Source organism: Nonomuraea sp. JJY05 (genome assembly GCF_043496855.1).
GTDB lineage: Bacteria > Actinomycetota > Actinomycetes > Streptosporangiales > Streptosporangiaceae > Nonomuraea.
The window spans coordinates 112132-137778 of record NZ_JBIEIS010000018.1; the positions used below are offsets into that span (position 1 = coordinate 112132).

At 70.9% G+C, this 25647-nt stretch carries 24 protein-coding genes; 13 read left to right on the forward strand and 11 right to left on the reverse strand.

Translation table 11 applies throughout. From position 1 onward, the window contains the following. Positions 1-77 precede the first annotated feature (77 nt). Genes ACFKCF_RS28195 through ACFKCF_RS28215 form a run of 5 tightly spaced genes read left to right on the forward strand, consistent with a single transcriptional unit; the run spans position 78 to position 4584 of the window. Positions 78-1232 (forward strand): ABC transporter substrate-binding protein, encoded by a 1155-nt coding sequence (locus tag ACFKCF_RS28195; RefSeq protein ID WP_394498150.1) that lies wholly within the window; start codon positions 78-80, stop codon positions 1230-1232. After that, the gene (locus tag ACFKCF_RS28200; protein WP_394498151.1) at positions 1229-2053 is read left to right on the forward strand and encodes an ABC transporter permease; all 825 of its coding nucleotides are present in this window, start codon (positions 1229-1231) and stop codon (positions 2051-2053) included. Before ACFKCF_RS28195 ends, ACFKCF_RS28200 begins: the two co-directional genes overlap by 4 nt. Further along, the gene (locus ACFKCF_RS28205; protein ID WP_394498153.1) at positions 2041-2883 is read left to right on the forward strand and encodes an ABC transporter permease; all 843 of its coding nucleotides are present in this window, start codon (positions 2041-2043) and stop codon (positions 2881-2883) included. The genes ACFKCF_RS28200 and ACFKCF_RS28205 overlap by 13 nt, the downstream gene beginning before the upstream one ends. Next, positions 2880-3953 (forward strand): ABC transporter ATP-binding protein, encoded by a 1074-nt coding sequence (locus ACFKCF_RS28210; RefSeq protein ID WP_394498155.1) that lies wholly within the window; start codon positions 2880-2882, stop codon positions 3951-3953. Before ACFKCF_RS28205 ends, ACFKCF_RS28210 begins: the two co-directional genes overlap by 4 nt. Continuing rightward, positions 3943-4584: an HAD family hydrolase gene (locus ACFKCF_RS28215; RefSeq protein WP_394498157.1), complete on the forward strand. Its 642-nt coding sequence runs from the start codon at positions 3943-3945 to the stop codon at positions 4582-4584. The genes ACFKCF_RS28210 and ACFKCF_RS28215 overlap by 11 nt, the downstream gene beginning before the upstream one ends. A 478-nt stretch (positions 4585-5062) precedes the next feature. On the opposite strand, the gene ACFKCF_RS28220 is transcribed toward ACFKCF_RS28215, so the two are convergent. Together ACFKCF_RS28220 and ACFKCF_RS28225 are read right to left on the reverse strand one after the other, a co-directional pair. Then, positions 5063-5944, reverse strand: a complete 882-nt coding sequence (locus ACFKCF_RS28220; protein WP_394498158.1) for a virginiamycin B lyase — start codon at positions 5942-5944, stop codon at positions 5063-5065. Positions 5945-5976: 32 nt separating this feature from the next. After that, positions 5977-8187 (reverse strand): ATP-binding cassette domain-containing protein, encoded by a 2211-nt coding sequence (locus ACFKCF_RS28225; protein ID WP_394498160.1) that lies wholly within the window; start codon positions 8185-8187, stop codon positions 5977-5979. Between the two features lie 130 nt (positions 8188-8317). Between ACFKCF_RS28225 and ACFKCF_RS28230 the strand changes: the two genes are divergently transcribed. Further along, positions 8318-8905 (forward strand): TetR/AcrR family transcriptional regulator, encoded by a 588-nt coding sequence (locus tag ACFKCF_RS28230; RefSeq protein WP_364839135.1) that lies wholly within the window; start codon positions 8318-8320, stop codon positions 8903-8905. A 122-nt stretch (positions 8906-9027) separates the two neighbouring features. Here ACFKCF_RS28230 and ACFKCF_RS28235 read toward each other — a convergent pair whose 3' ends face one another. Further along, positions 9028-10653 (reverse strand): serine/threonine-protein kinase, encoded by a 1626-nt coding sequence (locus ACFKCF_RS28235; protein ID WP_394498162.1) that lies wholly within the window; start codon positions 10651-10653, stop codon positions 9028-9030. A gap of 108 nt (positions 10654-10761) precedes the next feature. Between ACFKCF_RS28235 and ACFKCF_RS28240 the strand changes: the two genes are divergently transcribed. Beyond that, the gene (locus ACFKCF_RS28240; protein WP_394498164.1) at positions 10762-11709 is read left to right on the forward strand and encodes a quinone oxidoreductase family protein; all 948 of its coding nucleotides are present in this window, start codon (positions 10762-10764) and stop codon (positions 11707-11709) included. A gap of 4 nt (positions 11710-11713) precedes the next feature. Beyond that, a complete protein-coding gene (locus ACFKCF_RS28245) occupies positions 11714-12328 on the forward strand; it encodes a LysE family translocator (RefSeq protein ID WP_394498166.1) in 615 nt (204 codons plus the stop codon). Here the strand turns inward: ACFKCF_RS28245 and ACFKCF_RS28250 are convergent. From ACFKCF_RS28250 to ACFKCF_RS28260, 3 genes are read right to left on the reverse strand one after another with little or no spacing between them, the layout of a single operon-like run. Beyond that, positions 12318-13349, reverse strand: a complete 1032-nt coding sequence (locus tag ACFKCF_RS28250; RefSeq protein ID WP_394498168.1) for a PucR family transcriptional regulator — start codon at positions 13347-13349, stop codon at positions 12318-12320. The two genes, ACFKCF_RS28245 and ACFKCF_RS28250, sit on opposite strands and share 11 nt — an antisense overlap. Beyond that, positions 13349-14140 carry an ABC transporter permease subunit gene (locus tag ACFKCF_RS28255; RefSeq protein ID WP_394498169.1) on the reverse strand — a complete coding sequence of 264 codons (792 nt, stop codon included), beginning with the start codon at positions 14138-14140 and terminating at the stop codon, positions 13349-13351. The genes ACFKCF_RS28250 and ACFKCF_RS28255 overlap by 1 nt, the downstream gene beginning before the upstream one ends. Then, positions 14130-15029 carry an ABC transporter ATP-binding protein gene (locus tag ACFKCF_RS28260; protein WP_394498171.1) on the reverse strand — a complete coding sequence of 300 codons (900 nt, stop codon included), beginning with the start codon at positions 15027-15029 and terminating at the stop codon, positions 14130-14132. Before ACFKCF_RS28260 ends, ACFKCF_RS28255 begins: the two co-directional genes overlap by 11 nt. A 100-nt stretch (positions 15030-15129) precedes the next feature. Here ACFKCF_RS28260 and ACFKCF_RS28265 point away from each other — a divergent pair, with 100 nt between their 5' ends. Further along, positions 15130-15942 carry a patatin-like phospholipase family protein gene (locus tag ACFKCF_RS28265; protein WP_394498173.1) on the forward strand — a complete coding sequence of 271 codons (813 nt, stop codon included), beginning with the start codon at positions 15130-15132 and terminating at the stop codon, positions 15940-15942. Positions 15943-15970: 28 nt separating this feature from the next. Further along, the gene (locus ACFKCF_RS28270; RefSeq protein WP_394498175.1) at positions 15971-16981 is read left to right on the forward strand and encodes a 1-acyl-sn-glycerol-3-phosphate acyltransferase; all 1011 of its coding nucleotides are present in this window, start codon (positions 15971-15973) and stop codon (positions 16979-16981) included. On the opposite strand, the gene ACFKCF_RS28275 is transcribed toward ACFKCF_RS28270, so the two are convergent. Next, positions 16978-18468, reverse strand: a complete 1491-nt coding sequence (locus ACFKCF_RS28275) for a cobyric acid synthase (protein WP_394498177.1) — start codon at positions 18466-18468, stop codon at positions 16978-16980. The two genes, ACFKCF_RS28270 and ACFKCF_RS28275, sit on opposite strands and share 4 nt — an antisense overlap. Positions 18469-18504: 36 nt before the next feature. Here ACFKCF_RS28275 and ACFKCF_RS28280 point away from each other — a divergent pair, with 36 nt between their 5' ends. Next, on the forward strand, positions 18505-19323 hold the full coding sequence (locus tag ACFKCF_RS28280) for an MBL fold metallo-hydrolase (RefSeq protein WP_394498179.1): 819 nt from the start codon (positions 18505-18507) through the stop codon (positions 19321-19323). Between the two features lie 8 nt (positions 19324-19331). Here the strand turns inward: ACFKCF_RS28280 and ACFKCF_RS28285 are convergent, their stop codons facing one another. Beyond that, positions 19332-19565 carry an antitoxin gene (locus ACFKCF_RS28285; protein WP_394498180.1) on the reverse strand — a complete coding sequence of 78 codons (234 nt, stop codon included), beginning with the start codon at positions 19563-19565 and terminating at the stop codon, positions 19332-19334. 132 nt (positions 19566-19697) lie between these two features. Between ACFKCF_RS28285 and ACFKCF_RS28290 the strand changes: the two genes are divergently transcribed. Further along, positions 19698-20822, forward strand: coding sequence for an acyltransferase family protein (locus ACFKCF_RS28290; RefSeq protein WP_394498182.1), 1125 nt, complete (start codon positions 19698-19700; stop codon positions 20820-20822). Positions 20823-20900: 78 nt separating this feature from the next. On the opposite strand, the gene ACFKCF_RS28295 is transcribed toward ACFKCF_RS28290, so the two are convergent. From ACFKCF_RS28295 to ACFKCF_RS28305, 3 genes are all read right to left on the reverse strand, one after another. Beyond that, complete coding sequence (locus ACFKCF_RS28295) at positions 20901-21704, reverse strand: SAM-dependent methyltransferase (protein WP_394498184.1); 804 nt, start codon at positions 21702-21704, stop codon at positions 20901-20903. A gap of 119 nt (positions 21705-21823) precedes the next feature. Next, positions 21824-22297, reverse strand: a complete 474-nt coding sequence (locus ACFKCF_RS28300; RefSeq protein WP_394498186.1) for a hypothetical protein — start codon at positions 22295-22297, stop codon at positions 21824-21826. 80 nt (positions 22298-22377) lie between these two features. Then, complete coding sequence (locus tag ACFKCF_RS28305) at positions 22378-23259, reverse strand: LLM class F420-dependent oxidoreductase (protein ID WP_394498187.1); 882 nt, start codon at positions 23257-23259, stop codon at positions 22378-22380. Positions 23260-23602: 343 nt separating this feature from the next. Here ACFKCF_RS28305 and ACFKCF_RS28310 point away from each other — a divergent pair, with 343 nt between their 5' ends. Next, positions 23603-25570, forward strand: coding sequence for a S8 family peptidase (locus ACFKCF_RS28310; protein WP_394498189.1), 1968 nt, complete (start codon positions 23603-23605; stop codon positions 25568-25570). The last annotated feature ends 77 nt before the right edge of the window (positions 25571-25647 follow it).

Consider the following 25647-nt stretch of genomic DNA (forward strand, 5'->3'; position numbering starts at 1 on the left):
CATGCGACTTACTGGTGCTCGCTTGTTTGTACAAGTTCCCTTAGGTTCCTTCCACACCCCCTGAAAGTGGAGGCGTCGTGTTCACACCTCGCGCCCGTGCGGCCGGCCTTGCCGCAGCCCTTACCGTAGTCACCGCGGCGTGCGGCGCCGCGCCCGGCACCCAGCAGTCCACCGCGTCCTCAGCCTCCGGTCCGAACGCGGCCACCGCCACCTCGGCGGCGGACTTCGGCGGTCTCGACAAGCTCGTCGAGGCGGCCAAGAAGGAGGGAAATCTCCACGTCATCGCCCTTCCGCCCGACTGGGCGAACTACGGGGAGATCATCCAGAAGTTCCAGGCCAAGTACGGCATCAAGATCGAGAGCGAGACGCCCGACGCGGCCAGCGCCGACGAGATCAACGCGGTCAAGACGCGCAAGGGCCAGGACCGCGCCCCCGACGTGCTCGACCTCGGCCAGTCGTTCGCGATCAGCGGAGCCGGCGAGGGCCTGTTCGCGCCGTACAAGGTGCAGTCCTTCGACAAGATCCCCGAGGGGCAGAAGGAGAGCACCGGGCTCTGGGTCAACGACTACGGCGGCTACGTGTCCATCGGCTGCGACGCCAAGAAGATCACCACGTGCCCGACGAGCTTCGCCGACCTGCTCAAGCCCGAGTACAAGGGCAAGGTCGCGATGAACGGCAACCCGACCAAGGCCGGCTCTGCCTTCGCCGGCGTGTACGCCGCCGCCCTCGCCAACGGCGGCTCCTTCGACGACATCCAGCCCGGCATCGACTTCTTCAAGAAGCTGAAGGACTCGGGCAACTACAACCCGGTGGAGACCACGCCCGCGACCATCGAGAAGGGCGAGACCCAGATCAGCATCGACTGGGACTACAACAACTCCGCCTACGCGCCCCAGATGGCCGCCAAGGGCCTCGACTGGAAGGTGAACATCCCCTCCGACGGCAAGTACTTCCAGATGTACGCCCAGGCCATCAACAAGGACGCCCCGCACCCGGCGGCCGCCAGGCTGTGGCAGGAGTACCTCTACAGCGCCGAGGGCCAGAACCTCTTCCTCAAGGGCTTCGCCCGTCCCGTCCTGCTGCCCTCGATGACCTCCGACGGCACCGTGGACAAGGCCCTGGCGGAGAAGCTGCCTTCGGTGGAGGGCACGCCCACCTTCCCGACCAGCCAGCAGGTGGACGCGGCCAAGGCCAAGCTCGCCGGCGGCTGGGACGCCGCGATCTCGGGATGAACCGCTCCGGTTCGAAGGGCTGGCTCGGGGCGCTGCCGCTGCTGGCCTTCTTCGCGCTCGTCTTCGGCGTCCCCGCCATCGCGCTGGTGGCGGGGGCGTTCACGGCGCAGGGGCGGCCGAGCCTGGCCAACCTGTCGCAGAGCCTGCAGGGCGGCTACCTCGTCGCGATGCTCGGCAGCGTGAAGCTGTCCGCGGTGGTCGCCCTGCTGGGTGCCGTGCTGGGGACGTTCCTCGCGTACGCCGTCGTCACCTCCCGCCTCACGTTGCTGCGCGAGGCCGTGCTGACGGCCTCCGGCGTGCTGGCCAACTTCGGCGGGGTGCCGCTGGCGTTCTTCTGGATCGCCACGCTCGGCAACTCCGGCGTGGTCAGCGGCCTGGTCGGGCTGCCGTCCGGCTCGCTCTACACGTTCTGGGGCCTGGTGGTGACCTACCTGTACTTCTCGATCCCGCTGATGGTGCTGGTCATGGCGCCCGCGCTGGACGGGCTGCGGCCGCAGTGGCGCGAGGCGGCGGCCAACAACGGGGCCACCGCCTGGCACTACTGGCGCTTCGTCGCGCTGCCGGTGCTGACGCCGTCGATGCTGGGCGGGGTGGTGCTGCTCTTCGGGTCGGCCTTCTCCGCGTACGCCACAGCCAACGCCATGGTCGGGACCGTCGTCCCGCTCGTCACGTTGAAGATCGCCAGCGCGCTCACCGGCGACGTGCTGATCGGCTACGAGAACATCGCGCTGGCCCTCAGCCTCGACATGGTCGTGGTGGCCGGGCTCGTGATGGCGATCTACCTGCCGCTGCAGAAGAGGAGCTCCCGATGGCTGCACTGACCGGCCTGGAGCGCATCTCGGGAGGCTCCTCGCGCCCTCGCCTGTGGCGCGGTGCGGTGTTCCTCCTGGCCGCGGCCTACTTCCTGATCCCGCTCGGGGCCTCGTTCTGGTACACGATCCACACCCCGGCCACGGGGGTGTCGTTCGCGGCCTACGGCTCGCTGCTGACGGCCGACGGGTTCGTGCGCTCGCTGCTGCTGTCGCTGTCGCTGGCCGTCGCCACGATCGTGCTGGTGCTGCTGCTGGCGTTGCCCGCGATGCTGGCCGTACGGCTCTTCGCGCCGCGGCTGCGCCCGCTGATGGAGGTGCTGTGCACGCTGCCCCTGGTGGTGCCGCCCATCACCTTCGTGGCCGGGATCGGCACGTCGCTGCGCACCGGGACCGACGTGCTGGCTCCGACGCCGTTCTGGGCCACGCTGATCGCGGTCCAGGACCCGGCGTTCCCCGTGGTGCTGGTGCTGGCGTACGTGGTGCTCGTGCTGCCGTTCGTCTACCGGTCGCTGGACGCGGGGCTGCGCGCCATGGACGTGCGAACGCTGGTGGAGGCGGCCCGCAACCTGGGCGCCTCGTGGCCGTACGTGCTGGTCAGGGTGGTCATGCCGAACCTGCGCTCGGCCCTGGCCAGCGCGTCGTTCCTGACCCTGGCCCTCGTGCTGGGCGAATACACCGTGGCCAGCCTGCTGGGGTACGAGCCGTTCGCGGTGTGGATCGTGACCGTCGCCGGCTCCAAGGGGCAGCTCTCGGTCGCGGTGTCGATCCTCAGCCTCCTGCTCATCTGGCTGCTGCTGCTCGCCGTGTCCTCGGCGTTCGGTAAGGAGAGAAACAAATGACCGCATCGGTGGAGTTCCGCGCGCTGCGGCGGGTGTTCGGCAAGACGGTCGCGCTGGACGGCTTCGACCTCATCGTCGCGCCCGGCGAGTTCGTCGCGCTGCTGGGGCCCTCGGGCTGCGGGAAGACGACCGCGCTGCGTTGCGTGGCCGGCTTCGAGCGGCCTGACTCGGGGGCGGTGCTCGTGGACGGCCGGGACATCACGGACGTACCGGCCAACAAGCGGGACGCGGGCATGGTCTTCCAGTCCTACTCCCTCTTCCCCAACCTGAACGCCCGCGACAACGTGGCCTTCGGCCTGCGCGTCCGCAAGGTGGCGACGGCCACCAGACGGAAGAAGGCGGACGAGCTACTCGAACTGGTCGGCCTCCCCTCGCACGCCGACCGCTACCCGCACCAGCTCTCCGGGGGCCAGCAGCAGCGCGTCGCCCTGGCCCGCGCGCTCGCCCTGGAACCCCGGGTGCTGCTGCTGGACGAGCCGCTGTCGGCGCTGGACGCGAAAGTGCGCGTGTCGCTGCGCGAGGAGATCCGCCGCCTCCAGCTCGACCTGGGCATCACCACCATCTTCGTGACCCATGACCAGGAGGAGGCGCTGTCGATCGCGGACCAGGTGGCGGTGCTGCGCGACGGGCGGCTCGAACAGGTCGGCTCGCCCGCCGAGATCTACGACCGCCCGGCCACCCCCTTCGTGGCGGAGTTCGTCGGCACCATGAACCACCTCGCCGGCCAGGTCTCCGGTGACCAGGTCACGGTGCTCCGCCAGCTCCTGCCGGTCGACGGCCAGGTGCCCGCGGATCCGTCCGTGGACGTCCTGATCCGTCCGGAGGCCGTCAAGGTCGTCCCGGTCGAGGACGGTCCCGCCCAGGTGCTCGCCGCCTCCTTCCGCGGCGCCTCCGTCCGCCTCCGGGTGGCGGTGGAGGGCGGGGAGGTCCTGGCCGACGTCCCCGGCCACGAGGGGGCCCGCCTCACCCCCGGAACGCGGGTCACCGTCCGCCTGGTGGACCGGCCCGTCCTGGTGGCGCCCCGCACCGTCACGGTCCCGGCCCCGGTCGTGGCGGCCGATGCGATCTGAGCACGCCGGCCCGGATGCCGTCCTGTTCGACATGGACGGCACCCTGGTCGACACCGAAGGGCTGTGGTGGCAGGCCACCGCCTCCATCGCCGCCTCCCTCGGCCGGCCTTTGGGGGCGGAGGACATGCCGTACGTGCTCGGCCGCACGGTCGAGGACGTAGCCGCCCACCTCCTCACCCCCGCTCCCTCCGTCCCTGCCCTCATGACCGAGGTGGTCAGGCAGCTCACGGACGCCTTCGCCGACCTCATCGAGCAGGGCGTGAAGGTCACGCCGGGGGCATCGGAGCTCCTGGCCGAGCTGGCCGCCACCGCCATCCCGACGGCCCTGGTCAGCGCCTCGCCCCGGGCCATCGTGGAGCTGGTGCTGCCGCGGCTCGGGCACCCGTTCGACCTGGTGATCGCGAACGAGGACACGGCCCGCGGCAAGCCGTACCCGGACCCGTACCTGGAGGCGGCCCGCCGGCTCGGCACGACTCCCGCCCGCTGCGTCGCCGTCGAGGACAGCCCCACGGGCATCGCCGCCGCCACGGCCGCGGGGTGCCGCGTCCTGGTGACGTCCCCGGAGAAGGGCCTGCCGTCGCTGACCCACCTCCTGACCGCCAACCACCCACCGGAGCCCAACGACCGATAACCGCCACCCGGCAACCTCGCGACCGGCGAACCCCAAGATCAACGGATCCCTGGTGGCGACCATGCAACCGACGGCTCACCGCGCACGCCGCACCACACCACTCACGCCCCGCTCCCCGCCCCCCGTCAGCCCCAGCCCTCGCCCCCAGCAAAGGCCCTACCCGAGCCCGCTGAGCCAAGCCCGGTGCCCGGTGCGGGGTGAGCCGAGCCCGGGGAGCCAAGCCCGGTGCGCGGTGCGGGGTGAGCCGAGCCCGGCGAGCCAAGCCCGCTGAACCAAGCCGCTGAACCAAGCCCGGTGAACGGTGCCGGGTGAGCCGAGCCCGCTTAGCCGAGCCCGCTGAACAGGCCGGGTGCGCGATGCCGGGTGCGCGGTGCCAGGCGCACGGTGGGGGTGAGTGTTGGAGGGGTGAGTAGTGTGATCGGCGATCGGCGATCGGTTGCCGGTGAGCCGGTGAGGTCGCTGAGGATGTCGTGGTTCCTCAGTCGATGCTGATGCGGGCCAGGGCGCCCGCCTCCAGGGCCACCCAGATCGCCCCGTCCGGCCCGACCATCAGCCCGTGCGGCTCGGCCTTCCGAGCGCCATCGTCCCCCGGCTGCAGTCCGGTTGGGAGCGGGTGCGATTCGATGGTGCCGTCGGTGGTGATGCGGCCGAGGCGGTCGGCGGCCCACTCGGTGAACCAGAGGGCGCCGTCGGGACCGGTGACGATCGCGTGCGGTCGTGCGACCCGGTCGGGCAGAGGGTATTCGGTGATCTTTCCGGCGGTGTCGATCCGCCCGACCTGGCCAGCGCCGATCTCCACGAACCAGAGCGCCCCGTCCGGCCCCAGCGTGATGCCCACCGGGGCGGCGCCCTCCGTAGGGAGCGGGTGAACGGTCACCTCGCCCGCCAGCGAGATCCGCCCAATGGCATTGCCCTGGTTGATCGTGAACCAGAGGGCATCGTCCGGCCCCGCCGTGATGAAGGCGGGCATACCGCCCTCCACCGGCACCTCGAACTCCGTCCGCTCCCCGCCGGGCCCGATACGTCCGATCCGGCCGGTCCCCATCTGGGTGAACCACATGGCTCCGTCGGGCCCGGCGACGATCCCGTACGGCGAGTCCGCCTCATAGGAGGTCACCTGCCCATCAGCGGTGATCCGGGAGACCCGGCCGCCCTTGCCCTCCGCGAACCACATCGCCCCGTCCGGACCCGGAGTGATCACGGTCGGCTGCCCGTCGGCTGGATCGAGCTGATGGATCACCGGCTTCTGGCCCGGCACCATCCTGGCGACGCGCCCTTCGTGGACGAGCGTGAACCAGAGCGCCCCATCCGGCCCGGTGGCGATGCCGTATGGCGCGCCTTCATTGATTTCGATCACCATCTGCGGTCCTTCACTGGTCGATCCTGTGCGGCTCAACATATGCGTCCTCCTGCCAACGTGATCTCGGTCCCCCGGAAGCGCCGGATGAGGGCGCGGTCGTGCGACACCACGACGAGCCCGCCGCGGTAGTCGTCGAGTGCCTGCTCGATCTCCTCGGCCAGGACCAGCGACAGGTGGTTGGTCGGCTCGTCGAGCAGGAGGAGGTCGTACTCCTGCGCCAGCAGCCGGGCCAGCGCCAGCCTGCGCCGCTGCCCTACGGACAGCGTGCCCACCTTCTGGTCGAGGGTCCGGGGCTTGAAGAGGCCGGTGCTCAGCAGAGCCGCGCGCCGCTCGTCCGCATAGCCGTGGTTGTGGCTGTAGGCGTCCAGGACGGTCAGGTCGGGGTCGAACGTCGCCTCCTGCGGCAGGTGGCCGACCCTTGCCTGGGCGTGCTCGGCCATGGCCTGGAGCAGCGTCGACTTGCCCGCGCCGTTGGCCCCGCGGACCAGCAACCGGTCACCGGCTTCGACGGTCAGGGAGGGGACGTGCAACCGGTCGCCGACCCGGACATCGCGCAGCTCCACGAGCACGCGAGCTTGGGCACGGTCGTGTCCGGCCCCATGCCCGTGTCCAGCACGCTGGTGTCCGAGACCGAGCTCATGTCCGGCACGCTGGTGTCCGAGACCGAGCTCATGTCCGGCACGCTGATGTCCGAGACCGAGCTCATGTCCCGCACGCTGATGTCCGAGACCGAGCTCATGTCCCGCACGCTGATGTCCGAGACCGAGTTCATGTCCGGCGGCAGGGGCGCGTCCAGGACCGGGGTCATGACTCCGGCCAGGCTCATGACGCAGGTTGGGCTCGCATCCCGCCTCCGGGGCGCGTCGCACGACAGGCGCGTGTCTCGGACCGGCCTCGCGGCTCGCGCCGGGCACGCGTCCCACAGCAGCGGCGCCTCTCGTCCCGGGTGCGCGTCCCGGGGCGGGCTCATGGATCGAACCCGGCTCGCGTGTCGTATCAGGGCTGCGGCGTGTGCCGGGCCGGCGTTCCGGGGTGGGCTCGGGTGCTGCGTTGGCGGCGTGGCCTGGGGCGGGGGTGGCGGTGGTGTCACCGGTGTGTGCGGTACCGGAGGCCTCAGGGGCTGCGGTGGTGTCGACGGCGTGTGAGAGGCCGGAGGCCTCAGGGACTGCGGTGGTGTCGACGGCGTGCGAGAGGCCGGAGAGCTCGGAGGCGGCGGCGGTGTCGACAGCGTGCGAGAGGCCCGAGTACTCGGAGGCGGCGGTCGCCGTGGTGTCGACGGGGTGTGGGGAGTCGGGGAGGGCGGGGGTGGTGGTGAAGGTGCCGTGGAAGCGGAGTGGGGCCGGGGGTCGGGGGACGGGGTCGGCCTCCAGTCGGCGTAGGCGCTCGTGTGCGTTGCGGACTCGGCCGGCCACCGTGCTCTGCACCCGCCCGGCGTTGCGGTCGTAGGCCATCTTGTTGTTGTCGCGCATCGGCCGCCCCGCGGCCACCCGGTGGGCGGTCGTGGCCGCGTAGTCGCGCACCTGCCGCACCTCCTCGCACCACGCCGCATAGGACTGCTCCCAACGGGCCCGAGCGGCGGCCTTGGCGGCCAGGAAGCCGGTGTAGCCGCCGCCGAACCGGGTGATCGCCGCGTGCTCGACCTCGAGCACTGCTGTGGCCACCCGGTCGAGGAAGACGCGGTCGTGGGAGACCACGACGACCGTGCCCCGGTGCTCGCGCAGCCGGGCTTCGAGCCAGGTCAGAGCCGACTCGTCGAGGTGGTTGGTCGGCTCGTCGAGCAGCAGGACCTTGGGCGCGGCGGCCAGGACGCAGGCCAGGCCGAGGCGTGCGCGCTCCCCGCCCGACAGGCTGGACAGCGGCCGGTCGCGGCCCACGTGGGACAGCCCCAGCCCATGGAAGGCCTTGTCGACCCGCGCGTCCGCCTCGTAGCCGCCGCGCAGCTCGTACGCCGTGAGCAGCTCACCGTACTCCGCCATGACGTCGTCGGTGAGCGCCGACTCCAGCTCGCGGATCCGGCGCTCCATGGCGCGCAGGCCGGCCAGGGCGGCGTCGACGGCCTGCGCGACCGTGTGGCTGGGCGGCAGGTCGAGCGTCTGCCGGAGATAGCCGGTGTCGTCGGCCAGGGCCACCTCGCCGTCGTCGGGCGACTCGACCCCGGCCAGCAACCGCAGCAGCGTGGACTTGCCCGAGCCGTTCTCGCCGACGATGCCCACGCGCTCGCCGGGCTTCACGGACATGGACACGTCAGCGAGGACGGCTCGCTCGCCGTACGACTTGAAAACCCCTCGAAGGCTGATCAGGATGGAACTCCAATCGCAACTGTTGTAGCTTTAGTGTGCCACGCGGGAGATGCTAACGCAACTGGAGTAGTTTTTGGAGTCGAACAAGCGGCCGGGCGGACGAAGCGCCCGGGTCCGGGACGCCGTACGGCAGGCCACCCTCGCCGAGCTGGCCGAGCACGGATACCGGGGTCTGACGGTGGAAAATGTGGCCGAGCGGTCAGGGGTGCACAAGACGACCGTCTACCGGCGCTGGGGCAGCGTCGCGGGGCTGATCTCCGACGCCCTGGAGCTGGCCAGGGACGAGCCGTGGCCCATCCCCGACACGGGCTCGATCGAGGGCGACCTGAGGGGCATCGTCCAGCTGGTGCGCAGCGGATTCGACGACCCGGAGCTGGGGCCGGTGTCGTCGGCGTTCGTGGCGGCGGCCGTACAGGATCCCGACGCGGCGCGGGCGCTGCACGAGTTCTTCACGGCCCGGCACGAGCAGTCGGCCGAGGTGGTGCGGCGGGCGGTCGCACGCGGCGAGCTGCCTGACGTCGTGGATGTCAGGGAAGTGATCAGGGTGGCGGTCGCGCCCGTTTACTACCGGTTGTTCGTAGCGCATGAGCCGGTCACCGAGCGGGACGCCGATCGTGCCGCCGACGCGGCCCTTGCCGCCGCCCGCGCCGGTGTTCTGTGAGCGGCCGCCAGGGCCGATGCTCTGTGGGCCGCTGCCGGGCCCGTGTTCTGTGAGCCGCCACCAGGGCCGATGCTCTATGAGCCGCGGCCCGCGCCGGTGCTCTGTGAGCCCGCCCCCGCCGGTCAGGGCTCCTTCTGGCCGCGTAGTTCGAAGTCGTCGAACGTCGTCTTCAGCAGCGACGTCTCGTCCTTGGGCGTACGCGCGAACAGCCCCACATAGCCGTTCCCGAGCCCGTTAGGGTCCTCCACCTGGTGCACCCGCCGATCGTTCACCCACATCGTCAGCCGCACCGCCGAGCCGACCTGCTCGCACGCCGCCACCAGCCGGGCCTTGCCGGGCAGCCCGTCCACCTGCACCGGCTGGGCCAGCGTCCCGCCCGATCCGTCCACGATCCGCCGGATCCTGGCCTTCCCGGTCGTGTCGAGCGCGAACTCGTAGTACGTGTCGTCATCGTCCACGTTGTGGCAGTAAACGCCGTACTCGCCGCTCCCGACGGACTTCTTGACCTCGGCGGTGACGGCCACGACGACGGACGAGGGCAACATCGGCGTGGGCGTGGCCGACGGCTCAGGCGTGGTGGTCGGCTTGGCTATGAGGAAGGGGATGGGCGCCTTCGCCCACCGCTCTTCGGACCCCTTCTCCACATCCAGCCCGTACGTCCCGTCCGTCCGGTAGCCGTAGCTGGCCGTCTCGTCCGGGTCGTAGACGCCGTTCCAGCCGCCGGAGGTCTGCGTGAAGTCCTCGCGGTAGAGAACGCTCATGTCGGGCGGCCCGCTGGGACTGAACACCGCCCAAGCGGCCACGGAGCCCGCCACGAGCACCGCCGCGGCCGCCGCCGCGACCCCCGCGATCAGCTTGGTGCGGTTGCCCTTGGACGGCTGCTGGACGGACGTGTACGGCGCCGTGGCCTGCTGCCAGGCCACCTGTACGGTGTGCGCCGCCTGCTCGGGCCCGGCCGACCGCCCGACGAGCTGGTCGAGCAGCTGCTGCGCGGTGGGCCGCGCGGCCGGGTCCTTGCACAGCGCGGCTCCGACCAGCTCGCGCAGGCCGGGCTCGACGTCGCTGAGATCCGGCTCGGTGTTGAGCACCTGGTAGACGATCGAGGGCAGCGTGTCGCCCCCGAAGGGCGCCCTGCCGCTGGCGGCGAACGCGACCAGGCACCCCCACGAGAACACGTCGCAGGCCGGGGACACGGGCTCGCCCCGCAGCACCTCGGGGGCCATGTAGCGGGGCGTGCCCACCAGCTCGCCGGTGCCGGTGACGCCTCCGAGCGTGTCGAGCGCCCGCGCGATGCCGAAGTCGATCACGCGCGGGCCGACGGGCGACAGCAGCACGTTGGACGGCTTGAGGTCCCGGTGCACCACACCGGCGCCGTGGATGGCGGTCAGCGCGGTGGCCACGCTGACAGCCAGCGCGTCGAGGCTGGAGCCGCGCAGGGGGCCAGACTGGCGTACGGCGGCCTCGAGGTTGGGGCCCGGCACGTATTCGGTGACGACGTAGAGCTGGTCGCCGTCGAGCGCGGCCTCGATCACCGCGGCCGTGCAGAACCTGCGCACCCGCTGGGCGGCGTCCGCCTCCCTGCGGAACCGCATGCGGAACTGCTCGTGCTGGGTCAGCTCCGGGTTGATCACTTTGACGGCGACCCGCTGCCCGGCCGGATCCTCGGCCAGATGGACCGTGCCCATGCCGCCCCGACCCAGCACGCTGAGCAACCTGTAGCGCCCGATGTGGGAGGTTTCACCGCTCACGCCGGGCAAGCTTACCGACCTGCCGCTCACCGCGCAGGGTCGAGCACACCACGTACATGCCCCACCCTGAGTGGCCTTTCCCCGCACGCACGGAGTTGACTAGTCGTCATGCATGCCATCATCGTCTCCGCCCCTGGCGGTCCAGAGGTTCTCGAATACGTCGAGCGGCCCGATCCCGTACCCGGCGAAGGGGAGATCGTGGTCGACGTCGCCGCCGTCGGCGTCAACTTCATCGACATCTACCACCGCTCCGGCGCGTACCCGCTCGACCTGCCCACCCCCATCGGCTCCGAGGGCGCGGGCACGGTCTCGGCCGTCGGGCCGGGGGTGCAGAGGCTGGCCGTGGGCGACACCGTGGTCTGGGTCAACGTCCTGGGCAGCTACGCCGAGAAGGCGGTGATCCCGGCGGTCCGGGCGGTGCCGGTGCCCGACGGCGTCCCGGCCGACGTGGCCGCGGCGGCGATGCTGCAGGGGCTGACCGCCCACTACCTCACCCACTCCACCCACGAGGTACGCGAAGGCGACGAGGTGCTCGTCCACGCCGGAGCCGGCGGCATGGGGCAGCTGCTCATCCAGCTGGCCAAGCTCAAGGGCGCCAAGGTCCACACCACCGTCTCCAGCAGCGAGAAGGAGAAGCTGGCCAGGGCGGCCGGCGCCGACGAGGTGCTGCGCTACGACGACTTCGCCGAGGCGCTGCGGGACAAGATCGACGTGGTGTACGACGGCGTCGGCAAGGCCACGTTCGAGGGCGGGCTCGAGGCGCTGCGGCCGCGCGGCCTCATGGCCCTGTACGGCGCCGCCAGCGGCCCGGTCCCGCCGATCGACCCCCAGATCCTCAACCGGAAGGGCTCGCTCTTCCTCACCAGGCCCACGCTCGTCCACTACATAGCCGAGCGCGAGGAGCTGCTCCAGCGCGCCTCCGACCTGTTCGGCTGGATCAAGTCGGGACAGCTCACCATCAACATCTCCCACCGCTACCCGCTGGCCGAGGCACATCAGGCGCACGAGGACCTGGCGGCCCGCCGGACGACAGGGAAACTGCTCCTCATACCATGACGTCATGGACATCGCAGGATCAGTCTGGTCGTTCGCCCTCGTTGCGGCGCTGCTCACGCTCACCCCCGGCCTCGACACGGCCCTGATCCTGCGTACGTCCTTGCTGGTGAGCAGGCGGGCGGCCTGGGGCGTGACGCTCGGCATCCAGCTCGGCACGCTCACGTGGGGCGTGCTCACCGCGGCGGGGCTGTCGGCGCTGCTGGCCGCCTCGCGGCTCGGCTACGAGATCCTGCGCTGGGCCGGCGTGGCGTACCTGGTGTGGATGGGCCTGCGCATGCTCCTGGCCAAGGCCGCGCCCCACGACGAGCCGCAGCAGGCGGTGCGGTTCGGCGCCGGTTTCCGCCGCGGGCTGGTCACGAACCTGCTCAACCCCAAGGTCGGGGCGTTCTACGTGGCCATGCTGCCGCACTTCATCCCGGACGGGGCGCCGCACGCGGTCATGGGGTTGCTGCTGGCCGGGGTGCACGTGGCCGAGGGGCTGGTGTGGAGCGCGGCGCTGATCGGGTTCGCGTCGCTGGCGAGCGGCTTTCTTCGGACGCCCGCCGTGCGCCGCTTCCTCGACCGTCTGACCGGCGTGGTCATCGTCGGCTTCGGCATCCGCCTCGCCGTCACCGACTGAGGCCGAAGCCGGGGCTCGTGGGCCAGCCCAGCAGGCGGGCCCCGAGCACGGCGGTCTCCAAGGTGAAGCGCTGCGTCGGGTCGTCCGGCGAGAAGCCGGTCAGGCGGCGGATGCGCTCCAGCCGGTACGTGACCGCCCGCGGGCTGAGCCCGAGCCGCCGGGCCGCGGCCGTCTGGTTGCCGTGCGAGGCGAAGACCGCCTCCAGCGTCTCCAGCAGCGGCTCGTGCCCGCCCCGCACTCCCAGCAGCGGGCTCAGCACGCTGGTCACTAGGTCCTCGATCGCGCCCCTGTCACGCAGCAGCACGGGGAAGACGAGCAGGTCGGCAGCCTTGACCACGTCGGCCCTGAGCCCCAGCCCGTCGGCCAGCTCCAGGGCCTGCGCCGCCTCCCGGTAGGAGGCCACCACGCCGCCGGGGCCGCGCTGCGGGCGTCCCACCGCGACCCGCCACCCGGCCGGGAAGCGGGCGCGTACGTGATAGGTGAACTCCCCCACCGCGGCCGGCAGCGTCGCCGGGGCCACGCACACCAGCAGCCCGTCGCGCACGGCCACGAGCACGTTGTGGGAGCCGAACCGGGCGATCAGGTCCCGCTCGATGCGGTCTCGGTCGCCGTCGCGCATGCCGCGGGCCACGGCCACCACGTACGACCCCGCCAGCCGCAACCCGAAGTGCTCGGCCCGCTCCGCCAGCCGCTCGGCCCGCCCCTGGAGCAGGTCGTCCACGAACTCCCGCCAAGCCTGCTCCTCCTCGCGGATGGCGGCGGCCTGCGCCCTCTCGTACCCCTCCATCAGCGCGGAGACCGCCTTGCGCAGCGCGGGCAGCGCTCCCGGCAGCTCCTCGCCGGCGGCGAGCGCGCCGTCCACCAGCACCCGCAGCGGGACCCCCAGCCTGGCGGCGCGCCTGCCCGCGGCGCGGTAGGCGTCGAGCGCCTCGCGGGTGGGTAATCGGCCGGTCGCAACGTGCTCGGCCAGCACCTGCCGATGCCCGCCGAGCAGGTCGGCGGGCATCTCGGAGATCGCCATCACACTCCTACGTCACGCCTGTCGAAGGAGAGCACCGCGGTGAGCGCGAGCACGGCCGTCGCCCCCGCCAGCACAAGGTAGTCCCCGACCGGCAGCCCCTCATAGAGCGGCCTGCCCTCGGCGTAGTAGTGGAACGGCGAGACCCACTTCAGCCAGGAGATGGCGTCGATGTCGCGGCCGATCGTGACCACGACGAAGCCGGCCACCGCCCAGACCCCGACCACGGCGGAGGCGATCGCCCTGCGCCCAATGGCCGCGCCGACCGCCAGTCCCATCGTCCCGAACAGCAGTCCGACCAGGAGCACCCCGAGGTGCGCGGCCAGGATCCGGTCGAACGGCACCCCCATCTCCACGACCTCGCTCATCGCCCACGTGGCGAGCAGCGTCACGACGGCCAGCACGAGCATCGCGACCGCCAGCGCGGCGAACCTGTCCAGCACCAGCCGCCGCCGGTCCACCGGCAGCGTGACGACCAGCTCCAGCGTGCCCGACTCCTCCGGCTGCGCGATCGCCCGGTTGGCCAGGACCATCGCGAACACGATGAACAGCATGGGGACGAAGAGCTGGTAGACGACCGTCTGCAGGTAGCCGGCGCCGGAGGCGAAGTCCCCGAGCCCGCCCATCAGGTCCTTGAGCGGCCCCGGGAACTTGGCCATGGCCATGGAGTCGTAGGTCTCGGGGTTCAGCTTGACGTTGGCGTACGCGCTCAGATAGACGCCCATGAAGGCGCTGATGCCCAGGCACCACCAGATGAGCGACCGCCGGTTGTCCCGCAGGCTCTTAGCGATCATGGTGCCGCTCCTCGTCGCTGTAGTAGGTCAGGAAGATCTCCTCCAGGTCCGGCTCCGCGCTCACCATGTGCACCACGGTGAAGGCGGCCGCCGCCTTGATCAGCGCGTCCGGCCGGCCGTCGATCGTGCAGCGCAGACCGGCGCCCTCGATGCGCAGGTCGCGCACGCCGGGCAGGTTCTCGAACGCCGCTCGCGGCACGGGCGCGTCGAAGTGCAGCTCGACCCGGCGCACCGCCTTCTCGCGCAGCGCCGCCACGTCCTCCACGGCCACCAGGCGCCCGTCCCGTACGATTCCGACCCGGTCCGAGACGTTCTCGACCTCGGCGAGCACGTGCGAGGACATCAGCACGGTACGCCCCGACTGGCGCACCTCCCTGACCATGGCCAGGAACTCGTGCTGCACCAGCGGATCCAGCCCGCCCGTCGGCTCGTCCAGGATGAGGAACTCCGGCTCGTGCATGAACGCCTGGATCAGCCCGACCTTCTGCTTGTTGCCCTTGGAGAGCTTGCGCATCTGCACCGACAGGTCGGCGTCGAGGCGCTCGGCCAGGGCGTCGATGCGCGTGTCCGGCACGCCGCCGCGCATCCTGCCGAGGAAGCGCAGGTAGTCCCTGGCCCGCTCGCGGCCCTCCAGCGCCAGCTCGCCCGGCAGGTATCCGATCCTGGAGCGGGTGGCGGCCTCGTGCGGGTCGGCGCCGAGGAGGCGTACCGTGCCCCGGGTGGGCCTGATCACGTCGAGCAGCAACCGGAGCGTGGTCGTCTTGCCTGCGCCGTTCGGCCCGAGATACCCGAAGATCTCCCCAGGCTGGATCTCCAGCGTGAGATCCTCCAGGCCGCGGCGCCTGCCGTAATACTTGGTCAGCCCTTCGGCCTGCACCACTGCTGTCATGGCCGAATCGTCCCGCCGCGCGAAACCTCCGTCATCGGACAGGTCCGGCAGCGTGCGGATGGCTTTGCTTCCGGGACGCGGCAACGAGAGGGTGTGTTGCGTGGAAACGGCGTTCGTGCTCGGTGGCGGAGGCGTGCTCGGCGCGCACGAGGTGGGCATGCTGCAGGCGCTCGACGAGGCGGGCATCAGTCCCGACCTCGTGGTGGGCACGTCCGTGGGCGCCCTGAACGGGGTGGTCATCGCCGCCGCCCCGGCCGAGGCGGTGGAGCGGCTGACCTCGCTGTGGCGCTCCGACGTCGTGCGTACGGCCTTCGCCGGCTCGTGGGTGGCCCGATTGTCCACGCTGGCCAGGACTGGCACCCATCTGCACCCGATCGGGCCATTGCGCGAGGTTCTGAGCGGGACCGTAGGGGTTTCGCAGATCGAGGAGCTGGAGGTGCCCTTCCAGTGCGTGGCGGCCTCGGTCGAGCGGGCGGCGGCGCACTGGTTCACCGGCGGACCGCTGGTCGATGCGGTGCTGGCGTCGTGCGCGGTGCCCGGGCTGCTGCCCCCGGTCGTGATCGGCGGTGAGCACTTCTACGACGGGGGGCTGGTGCACAGCATCCCCGTGGGGCGGGCCGTGCAGCTCGGCGCCAAGCGCGTCTACGTCCTGCACGTCGGGCGGATCGAGCGGCCGCTGGCGCCGCCCAGGAGGTTCTGGGAGGTGGGCATGGTGGCGTTCGAGATCGCGCGCAGGCACCGGTTCGCCGAGGACATGGCCAGCCTGCCGCACGGCGTGGAGGTGCACGTGCTGCCCGCCGGGATGACCGAGGCGCTCTCCCCGCTGCGCTACCGCGACATCTCGCAGATCTCCGCCTGCATCGAGCGCGCGTACGACGCGTCTTCCCGCTATTTGCGTAACAGAGGAGGATGAGGGTTAGACCGTTGCAGGGAGGCCGCCGTTGCTTCCACCGCGTATTCTCCGCCGGCTGGTGCTGGCTCCGCTGGTCATCGTGGTGACCGTGTTCATGGTGGTGACGCTGCCGTTCTGGCTCGTCGTCACGGCCGCGGCCTCGCTGCGCCTGCCGCCGCCGCGGCGCAGAGGGGCGAGGTTCGTCTGGTTCGCCACGGTGTGGCTGACGCTGGAGTCGGGCGTGCTGATCACGTGCCTGTGGCTATGGGTGGCGGGCGGGGCGCGGCGACAGGAGCGGCATTACGCCCTGATCAGGTGGTTCCTGGCCAAGGTGCACGCGGCCGCCGTGCGGATCTTCCGGCTGACGCTGGAGATCCAGGAGCCCGACCTGACAGCCGAGGAGCAGGCCGCCCGGCTGACGCGACCGGTGATCGTGCTGTCGCGGCACGCGGGCCCCGGCGACTCCTTTTTGCTGATTTATTACCTTCTGGCGCTCTATCGCCGGCGGCCGCGCATCGTCATGAAGGCCGCACTCCAGTACGACCCCTCGCTGGACGTCGTGATCAACCGGCTGCCGAACGCGTTCGTGCCCCGCAAGTCCGGACAGAAGCGGATCATCGAGGAGATCCACCGCCTCGCCGCCACGATGGGCGACCAGGACGCCCTCGTGATCTTCCCCGAGGGCGGGAACTTCACCCCGCGCCGCCGCCGGCTCGCCATCCGGCGGCTGGAGGAGAAGGGGCTGACCGAGGAGGCGGAGCGGGCGCGCGGCATGGACCACCTGCTCCCACCCCGCCCGAACGGCGCCATCACGGCCATCGAGGCGTGCCCGTCGGCGGACGTCATCTTCGTCGCGCACACCGGACTCGACGACCTCGTCACGCTGGGGGACGTGTGGCGCAAGCTGCCCTTCAACGCTCACATCACCGCGAAGTGGTGGCGGGTGCCCGCGGCCGAGATCCCGGTGGAGCGGGAGGACCGCATCCGGTGGCTGTACGACCACTGGGAGCAGATCGACGCCTGGATCGCCGCCCAGCGCATGGCCCGGAGCGCCGGCTAGCCGAGCGGCGGCGCGCCCGGGGGCAGGACCGGGACGTCCGGCGGGCCGTGCTCGATGAGGCGCAGCAGCGCGTCGGTGTCGAGGTGCCGCTCCACCAGGTCGCCGAGCGCGTCGAGCCGCTCCTCCCTGAGCGCGGCGAAGTCCGTGCCGGGAGCCGGCGTGAAGTCGCGTCCCGCCCGCGCGGCCACGTCGGCCAGGAAGGCCCGGCGGAAGCCGTCGTTCTCCAGGGCGCCGTGCCAGGTGGTGCCCCAGACGTTGCCGACCCGGCAGCCGTCGAGGAACGGCTCGCCTCCGTCGGCCGAGGCCAGCCCGTGGTGGATCTCGTACGCGCGGACCGGCTGCCCGTACGCCGTGCCCTCGGGCCGCCCGAGCCGCTTCTCCTTCGCGAACTCGACGCGTACCGGCAGCCGCCCGAGCCCTTCGACCTTGCCCGCCCCCGACTCGACCTCGTCCACGATCTCCCGCCCGAGCATCTGGAACCCGCCGCAGATCCCCAGCACGGGCCCCGCCCGGTCGATGATCGCCGCCGCCAGCCCGCGCTCCCGCAACCACGCCAGGTCGCTCACCGTGGCCCTGGAGCCCGGCAGCACCACCAGGTCGGCGTCGTCCAGCTCGACCGGATCGGTCACGAAACGCACCACGACCCCGGGCTCGGCGGCCAGGGCGTCCGCGTCGGTGAAGTTCGAGATCCTCGGCAGCCGCACGACGGCCACCCGGAGGGTCTGCCTGCCGTGGGGGGCGTGGACCGCGACCTTCCGGCTGTCCAGGGCCAGCGAGTCCTCGACGTCCAGCCAGAGCCCGTCGAGCCAGGGCAGGACGCCGTACACCTCGCGCCCGGTCAGCCGCCTGAGCATGTCGAGCCCGGGCTCCAGGAGCTCCCGCGCCCCGCGGAACTTGTTCACGACAAATCCGGAAATATGAGATTGGTCGTCGGCGTCCAGGAGGCCCACCGTGCCGTAGAACGCGGCGAACACCCCTCCCCTGTCGATGTCGCCGACCACGATCACGGGCAGGTTCGCGGCCCTGGCCAGGCCCATGTTGGCGATGTCGCCGCGGCGCAGGTTGATCTCGGCGGGGCTGCCCGCGCCCTCGCACACGACCACGTCGTACTGGCTCCTGAGCCTTTCGAGCGCCTCCAGCGCGGTGGCGCGCAGGAGGTCCTTGAGGGCGCCGTACTCCATCGCGTCCACGTCCGCCACCGGATTGCCCATGAGGACGACCTGGCTGCGGCGGTCGGTGCCCGGTTTCAGGAGGATGGGGTTCATGTCCACCGTCGGCTCCAGGTAGGCGGCCTGCGCCTGCGTCGCCTGGGCCCGGCCGATCTCGGCGCCTTGAGCGGTGACGTACGAGTTGAGCGACATGTTCTGCGCCTTGAAGGGCGCGACGCGCACGCCCCTGCGGGCCAGCCACCGGCAGATCCCCGCCGTCAGCACGCTCTTGCCCGCGTCGGACGTGGTCCCCGCGACCAGCAACCCCCCTCTGACCATGTGATCACCGTACAGGCCACGCGCTAGGCTGATCGCATGCCACCGGCTGACCTGCCCATTTGCCGCACCTGCGGCGTCCAGTACGCCGAGCCGCGCCCCGACTGCCCGATCTGCGAGGACGAGCGCCAGTACGTCGGCTGGGACGGCCAGCGGTGGACCACCCTCGCCGGCCTGGCGGCCGAGGGCCATCGCGGCCGGGTGGAGGAGGAGGGCCCGGGCGTGGTGGGCATCGGCACCACCCCGCCCACGGCGATCGGGCAGCGCGCGCTCCTGCTCCGCACGCCGGAGGGCAACGTCCTCTGGGACATGGTCTCCTACCTCGACGACGACCTGCTCGCCCAGGTCCAGGAGCTCGGCGGGGTCTCGGCCATCGCCATCAGCCACCCCCACTTCTACGGCTCCATGATCGAATGGTCCCGGGCCTTCGACGCCCCGGTCTACATCCACGCCGCCGACAGGCAGTGGGTGGCCAGGCCGGACGACGCGGTGGTCTTCTGGGAAGGCGACACCCACCGGCTGTCGGAGGACCTCACCCTGATCAACGCGGGCGTGCACTTCGAGGGCGGCCAGGTGCTGCACTGGTCGTCCGAGCGTGCCCTGTTCTCGGGTGACATCCTCCAGGTCGTCCAGGACCGGCGCTGGGTGAGCTTCATGTACAGCTACCCCAACTACATCCCGGAGCGTCCGCACGTCGTGCGCCGCGCCCTGGACCTGCTGGAGCCGTATGCGTTCGAGAGGGTTTACGGGGGTTGGTGGAAGAGGATCGTGCACGGGGACGGCGCGGAGGCCGTCCGCCGCTCAGCCGACCGCTACCTCTCCTTCGTCGAGCACGTCGAGGACGTCGAGGACAGGTAGCCGGCCGTTCAGCCCTCGCGCCTCTGGTCCCTGGTCTCCTCGTCCCGCACGGGCGGCTGCTTCTCGCCGCCGCCGTAGCGCCGCTGCACCGCGTCCGCGCCCTTCGAGATCTTGTCGTCGTACTTGTGGCCGGTCCGCTCCTTCGCGTATCGCTCGGCGCGATCCAGTAGCTGGTCGGCCTGCTTGGAATGCCCTCTGGCCAGGTTCTCCGCCTTCTTCAGCCATTCGCCGATGCGGCTCATATACGTTCCCCGTTTCTTCGGACTACGCGCGCCCCCTACCCCCGCATCCGGCACATTCACGCCCATCGCCCGACGCCCGGCTGGTCTGGGACGTGGACTCCCGACGGTTCCACATGGCCTAGAATCCGGCAGATGTTCGCGGCCCCCGCCCGGCTGGCCTGGCTGGACGCCCTGCGGGGACCGGCCGCGCTGGCCGTCACCCTGCACCATGCCGGCTGGACCTTCGCCCCTGAGCTCTGGACGGAGGTGGACCGGCGGATCGACCTCGGCACGTGGGGCGTGTTCGTGTTCTTCCTGGTCAGCGGGTACATCATCCCCGCCTCCCTGGAACGGCGCGGCGACGTGCGCGCCTTCTGGACCGGGCGGGCCTTCCGGCTCCTCCCCCTGCTGGTCAGCGCCCTGTGCCTGGTGCTCCTCCTCGCCCTGGCGGGCGTGCTCCCCCTCGACCCCCGGCTCGCCGAGCGCCCCCTTCCCGTGGTCGCGCTCGGCAATCTGAGCATGCTGCAGGAACTGCTCAACCTGCCGGCCGTCATCAGCGTGACGTGGACACTCTCGTACGAGATGGCGTTCTACCTGATCAGCGTCGCGCTGTTCCAGGTGCGGCAGGCCGGCAGATCGGCGGAGATCGCCGTCGTCCTGGCGCTGGTGGCCGTGGCGCTGGGCCTGCTGGTGCCGCAGACGATGATCGGCGGCCGGGACGACCTGGCCGCCGTGCTGCTCCCCGTCGCGGTCGTCGCGGCCATCGCGGTGACCGCCCTCGGGCACGGCAGGGTACGTACGGCCGCCGCGGTCGCGGGCGGTCTCCTCGGGCTCGGGCTGGTGATCCTGGGCAGCCGGGCCGGCACCTGGCAGGGCGTGATCATCCTGGCGACGATGTTCGCGGGGACGGCGGTGTACCGGGCCGAGCAGGGAGCCGTCCCCTGGCGTACGGCGGCCGTCGCGGTGGCGGTGGTGCTCGGCTGCGGCCTCTTCGCCAGGGACGAGCCCAGCTGGGCGCCCTCGATCGCGCTGGCGTACGGCGCCTTCGGGCTGGCGTTCGCGTTGCGCCGGCGGGCGTTCCCGCGCTGGCTGGCGTGGCTCGGCGTGATCAGCTTCTCCGTCTACCTGCTGCACCCGATCCTGCTGCACGTGATCCCGGACCCGGTGCTGTACTTCCTGGCCCTGATCCCGCTCAGCGCCCTGACCTACCGGCTGATCGAGGCCCCGGCCCAGCGCCTCGGCAAACGCCTGGTCGCCGGCGGCGCCGAACACCGCTGAGACGGCTCACGGCTTGCGGCCGACCCCCCGTACAGCACGGGCTCACGGCTTGCGGCCGACCCCCCGTACAGCACGGGCTCACGGCTTGCGGCCGACTCCCCCGTACAGCCATCGCGTGGCGGCGGGAGCCGGGTCGGCCGGGTCGGGGTGCCAGGCGTCGATGGTGACCAGACCGGGATCCACCAGGTCGAACCCATCGAAGAAGCCCGCCACGTCGGCGTGCTCGCGGAAGTAGATCGGCGTCGGCGTGGCCGCGTACACCGTCTCGATCTGGGCGACCGCGTCGGCCGAGTGGCCGTCGACGGTGACGTGGGTGGCCGTCAGGTGGCTGCCGGACACCAGGGCGTGGCGCAGCTGCCCCATGACCGAGCCGCGCTCTTCCAGGGTGAGGAAGTGCACCATGGCGATCATCAGGACGCCGACCGGCTCGTTGAAGTCGATGAGCTTGACGGTCTCCGGGTGCCCGAGCACGTCGGCCGGGCGGCGCATGTCGGCGGCGGCCACGGTGGTGTTGCGGTCGGTCGCCAGGAGCGCGCGGCCGTGTTGCAGCACGACCGGGTCGTTGTCGACGTACACCACCCGGGCGTCCGGAATGATCTGCTGGGCGATCTCGTGCGTGTTGCCCACGGTGGGCAGGCCGGAGCCGATGTCGATGAACTGCCGGATCCCCTGCCGGGCCATGTACCGCACCGCGCGGCGCAGGAACGCCCGATTTTCCTGGGCCAGCTGGCGGATCTCGGGCATCGCCTTCTCGACCCGCCCCACGGCGTCCCGGTCGACCTCGAAGTTGTCCTTCCCTCCGAGGTAGTAGTCGTACATACGGGCGACGCTTGGCCTGGTGACGTCGATCCCCATAGCTCCGCCACCGCCTTGCTCCGGCATGCCACGGCCTCCATTCGTGATCATTCCGTACACAAGCTATCGCAATCCGCGAAGGGGGATAGTCAGGTTTTGGTGTCAAACGTGGCGTTCTGCTCCCGCCGTCCGGCCGGCCGGGTCGCCTACAGGAGGTCGTTGATCAGGTCCCTGAAGTCCTTGCGGTAGTCGAAGTTCTGCATGTCCTGCAGCCACACCGCGCGGATGAAGGGGATCTTGAGGTCCTTCCTGATCCTGCGCAGCCAGATCTCCCAGTCGTCGTCCTTGATGACGCCCAGCCGGTAGCCGGTGTGGGCGGCCTCGTAGCGGTTGAATATCGACCAGGCGAGGGCGATGTTCTGCACGGAAATTTCCGGATTTCGCCGGACACTGTCGCCGATGAAATCGATGTCGGCGAATATCTCGCGAACGCGGTCATTATCGATGATCATGGTGTTGATCTCGTTGAGATAATCGATGAGCCGCTGATGGGTGCCGTACTCGAGATTCGCCGCCACCAGCCTGGTCTGCCTCGTTAACGCCCTCGTCTGGAGCCCGACGAAGAGCAGCGTGACGAAGTTCATCGCCGCGGTCAGCAAGGCGACGCCCTGCGCGCTCATGAGGCGAATCTCGAGTGCACCCGGAAAACCACCATTCCATGGTACGCGGACGCGATATTCATCGCATCGCGAGACGTTATTCAGCCGGAATTGCTCCCGTTACGGCCGAATGGTGTGATGGTGGATATCCGCGCGGCGAGCTCCGCCAGGTGGGTCAGCCACGAGTCGGCGGCGGGGTCGGGTACGGCGACGATGACGTGGTCGATGCCCAGGGCGGCGAGTTCGGCGCAGCGCTGAACGCTCTGTTCGACGCTCTCTCCCTCGGGGATGCGCATGTGAAGGGTCTTCTCGATGTCCTCGTAGGGCCGGCCCAGGCGTTCGCAGTGGGCGCGCAGCACGCCGAGCTTGTGCCGGACGTCGGCGCCATAGAGGAAATTGCAGGCGTCGGCGTACTGGGCGACGAGGCGGAGCGTCTTCTTCTCGCCGCTACCGCCGATGAGGATGGGCGGGTCGGCCTGCGGCGCGTTGAGCGTACGCTCCAGGCTGTAGTGCCGGCCCCGGTACGGCCCGTCCTGGTCGCTCCACATCTGCCGGGCGATCTGCAGGGTCTCCTCGAGCCGTTCGAACCGTTCGGCCAGCGGCGGGAAGGGCAGCCCGAGACCGCGGGCCTCGGGCTCGTACCAGCCGGCGCCGATGCCGAGGACGGCACGGCCGCCGGAGAGCGCGTCCAGGGTGCTGACCTGCTTGATCAGCAGGCCGGGCGCGCGGTAGGCGGCGCCGGTCACGAGCGCGCCCAGGCTCACCCGGCCGGTGAGGGCGGCGGCGTACGACAGCGCGCCGTACGCCTCCAGCATCGGGTCCTGCGCGGAGCCGAAGTTGGGGATCTGGAAGAAGTGGTCCATCACCCAGAGGCTGCGCAGGCCCGCCTGGTCGGCGCCGCGGGCGACGGCGGCGAACTTGCCGCCGATCGCGGCGTCGCCGCCGGGCCAGAGGAAACGCGGGCAGGTCAGACCGAGGTCCATAGAGGCACTCCTTGACGGGGTGAAGAGGGAAGGCGCCCGACCTGAAGGCGGGCATGAAAAAACCCTCCCGCCCGGGCTGTGCCCGAGGCCGAGAGGGCTCCGATAAAGGCATTATCTCACGAATGCGGGACACCTCCGCCTTCTGGCCCATGTGACCTGCGGAGATTTCCAGATAACGGAATCACCTCATTCCCGCTTATATCCCTCATAACCTCCTAGCCTGTTGCTCGCACTCAAAGGGGATCTTGTTCGACGCCGGCGGCTGGCGCAGCGCCCGCTGCTGTCCTGCTCCCCTTACGCAGCCCCGTCCGGACGAGACGGGCCCGTTCCCCCCGGAGGATCAGTGAGACTACGGTCTCTGCTGGCGAGCGCTTCCCTGCTCGCCACCACGATGACGGGCGCCTTGGCCGCCGCCTCGCCCGCCCAGGCGGCCGCGAACGACCCCGCCGTCGCCAAGAGCCTCACCGCCGAGGTGAAGAGCGGCCACAAGGTCCGCGCGATCATCGAGATCAAGAGCGGTGAGAATCTCGCGGCCGTGGCCGACACCACCGAGCAGGCCTCGGCCAAGACCAAGGTCATCGACCGGACGAGCTCCAAGGAGTTCCTGGTCGCCTCCCTGGACCGGGCCACGCTCGACAAGCTCAGGACGGACGACCGGATCAAGTCCATCTACGAGGACGAGCTGAGCGCGCCCTCGCTCGACGTCAGCACCAAGCTGATCGGCTCCGACTGGGCCAACAAGACCGGCTGGACCGGCAAGGGCGCCACCGTCGCCATCGTCGACACCGGCATCGACCGCGACCACCCGTTCTTCGCCGGGCGGATCGTGAACGAGGCGTGCTTCTCCACCGTCGACAACGACCCGGCCATTCAGGCCGAGTCGCTGTGCCCGAACGGCCTGCCGGTCCAGACCGGCCCCGGCGCGGCCGACGCCGAGACCCCCAAGTGCTTGGTTCAGGGGGTGAACAAGTGCGACCACGGCACCCACGTGGCCGGCATCGCGGCAGGCAAGAAGGCCGGGAACGCTCCATCCAACGGTGTCGCCCCCGAGGCGGGCATCCTGCCCATCCAGGTCTTCACCCGCTTCAACGGCCCCATCTGCGGCGAGCTGGGCACCAGCGCCCCGTGCTTCCTCAGCTACACCTCCGACCAGAAGCTGGCCCTGCAGTACGTCGACAGCGTCCACGCCGGCTACAAGGTCGTGGCGGCCAACCTGAGCCTCGGCGGCGGCCCGAAGCAGACCGAGCACTGCGACGACGACCCCGACTACGGCGCGCTGCGGGACGAGATCGTCTGGCTGCAGCAGTTCGGCGTGGCCACGGTCATCGCCTCCGGCAACAACGGCTTCACCGACGGCGTCTCCAGCCCGGCCTGCATCTCCCGGGCGGTCGCGGTCGGCGCCACCGATGACAACGACGCCGTGGCCTCGTTCGGCAACCGCGGCGCGCTGCTGGACTTCTTCGCGCCCGGCGTGGGCATCAACTCCTCGGTGCCCGGCAACGGGTACGGCTCCAAGAACGGCACCTCGATGGCGGCCCCGCACGTCGCCGGGGCGCTGGCCGTGATGCGCCAGGCGTACCCCAACCTGTCCATGGACCAGCTCGTCGACAAGCTGCGGGCCACCGGCAAGAACATCACGTACACCAGCGGCGGCGCCTCGGTCACCACCAAGCGGATCGACGTCGCCAGGGCGATGCCGTGGACCCCGGACGCCACCCCGACCCCGACCCCCACGCCGACCCCGACCGCGACGCCGACCGTGACGCCCACGGGGACGCCCACGGGGACGCCCACGGGGACGCCCACCGCGACGAAGTCGCCGAGCCCGACGGCCGCGCCGACCCACTCGAACCGCCCGACCGACCCCGGCACGGACATCGAGCCGGTGCCGGTGCCCACTCCCGACGACTGCACGCGAGGCAAGGGCACCAAGCCGCTGAGCGCCAAGGCCTGGGCCAAGGAGATGCTGCGCGGAAAGGGCTCGCTGAGCGACCAGACGCTGTCGTGCTACCTCGCGATCGCGCAGAACGGCAGCAAGGTCTTCCCCGAGCTGACCGACGCCACCACGCTGTCCGCCGCGTACAAGGCCCTCGCCACCAAGAGCAAGGCCGCCAAGGCGCTGCTGGACCGTGAGCTGCTGGCCGCGTGGCTGAACTACGCGCACGGCGTCTACAACGGCTCGGCCAAGGTGTCCGGGAAGACGACGCTGAAGCAGGCGATCACCGCCGCGGAGCGGCACCGCACCGGCCGGGCGAGCGCCGTCCAGCTGAAGAATGTCGCCGTGTTCCTGTACAGACACGTCAACAAGTAAGGGCCTGCGGGCGGCGGGGGCGAACCCCCGCCGCCCATGGCACAGAAGACCTCGGGACGCGCCCTGTACGCCCGCCG

Coding starts and splice junctions, on each gene's coding strand:
- ACFKCF_RS28275 (WP_394498177.1), bottom strand. CDS start 18,468: ATGGTCAGAGGGGGGTTGCTGGTCGCGGGGACCACGTCCGACGCGGGC.
- ACFKCF_RS28280 (WP_394498179.1), top strand. CDS start 18,505: ATGCCACCGGCTGACCTGCCCATTTGCCGCACCTGCGGCGTCCAGTAC.
- ACFKCF_RS28255 (WP_394498169.1), bottom strand. CDS start 14,140: ATGATCGCTAAGAGCCTGCGGGACAACCGGCGGTCGCTCATCTGGTGG.
- ACFKCF_RS28210 (WP_394498155.1), top strand. CDS start 2,880: ATGACCGCATCGGTGGAGTTCCGCGCGCTGCGGCGGGTGTTCGGCAAG.
- ACFKCF_RS28220 (WP_394498158.1), bottom strand. CDS start 5,944: ATGGTGATCGAAATCAATGAAGGCGCGCCATACGGCATCGCCACCGGG.
- ACFKCF_RS28300 (WP_394498186.1), bottom strand. CDS start 22,297: ATGAGCGCGCAGGGCGTCGCCTTGCTGACCGCGGCGATGAACTTCGTC.
- ACFKCF_RS28260 (WP_394498171.1), bottom strand. CDS start 15,029: ATGACAGCAGTGGTGCAGGCCGAAGGGCTGACCAAGTATTACGGCAGG.
- ACFKCF_RS28285 (WP_394498180.1), bottom strand. CDS start 19,565: ATGAGCCGCATCGGCGAATGGCTGAAGAAGGCGGAGAACCTGGCCAGA.
- ACFKCF_RS28305 (WP_394498187.1), bottom strand. CDS start 23,259: ATGGACCTCGGTCTGACCTGCCCGCGTTTCCTCTGGCCCGGCGGCGAC.
- ACFKCF_RS28290 (WP_394498182.1), top strand. CDS start 19,698: ATGTTCGCGGCCCCCGCCCGGCTGGCCTGGCTGGACGCCCTGCGGGGA.
- ACFKCF_RS28200 (WP_394498151.1), top strand. CDS start 1,229: ATGAACCGCTCCGGTTCGAAGGGCTGGCTCGGGGCGCTGCCGCTGCTG.
- ACFKCF_RS28240 (WP_394498164.1), top strand. CDS start 10,762: ATGCATGCCATCATCGTCTCCGCCCCTGGCGGTCCAGAGGTTCTCGAA.
- ACFKCF_RS28250 (WP_394498168.1), bottom strand. CDS start 13,349: ATGGCGATCTCCGAGATGCCCGCCGACCTGCTCGGCGGGCATCGGCAG.
- ACFKCF_RS28245 (WP_394498166.1), top strand. CDS start 11,714: ATGGACATCGCAGGATCAGTCTGGTCGTTCGCCCTCGTTGCGGCGCTG.
- ACFKCF_RS28215 (WP_394498157.1), top strand. CDS start 3,943: ATGCGATCTGAGCACGCCGGCCCGGATGCCGTCCTGTTCGACATGGAC.
- ACFKCF_RS28205 (WP_394498153.1), top strand. CDS start 2,041: ATGGCTGCACTGACCGGCCTGGAGCGCATCTCGGGAGGCTCCTCGCGC.
- ACFKCF_RS28295 (WP_394498184.1), bottom strand. CDS start 21,704: ATGCCGGAGCAAGGCGGTGGCGGAGCTATGGGGATCGACGTCACCAGG.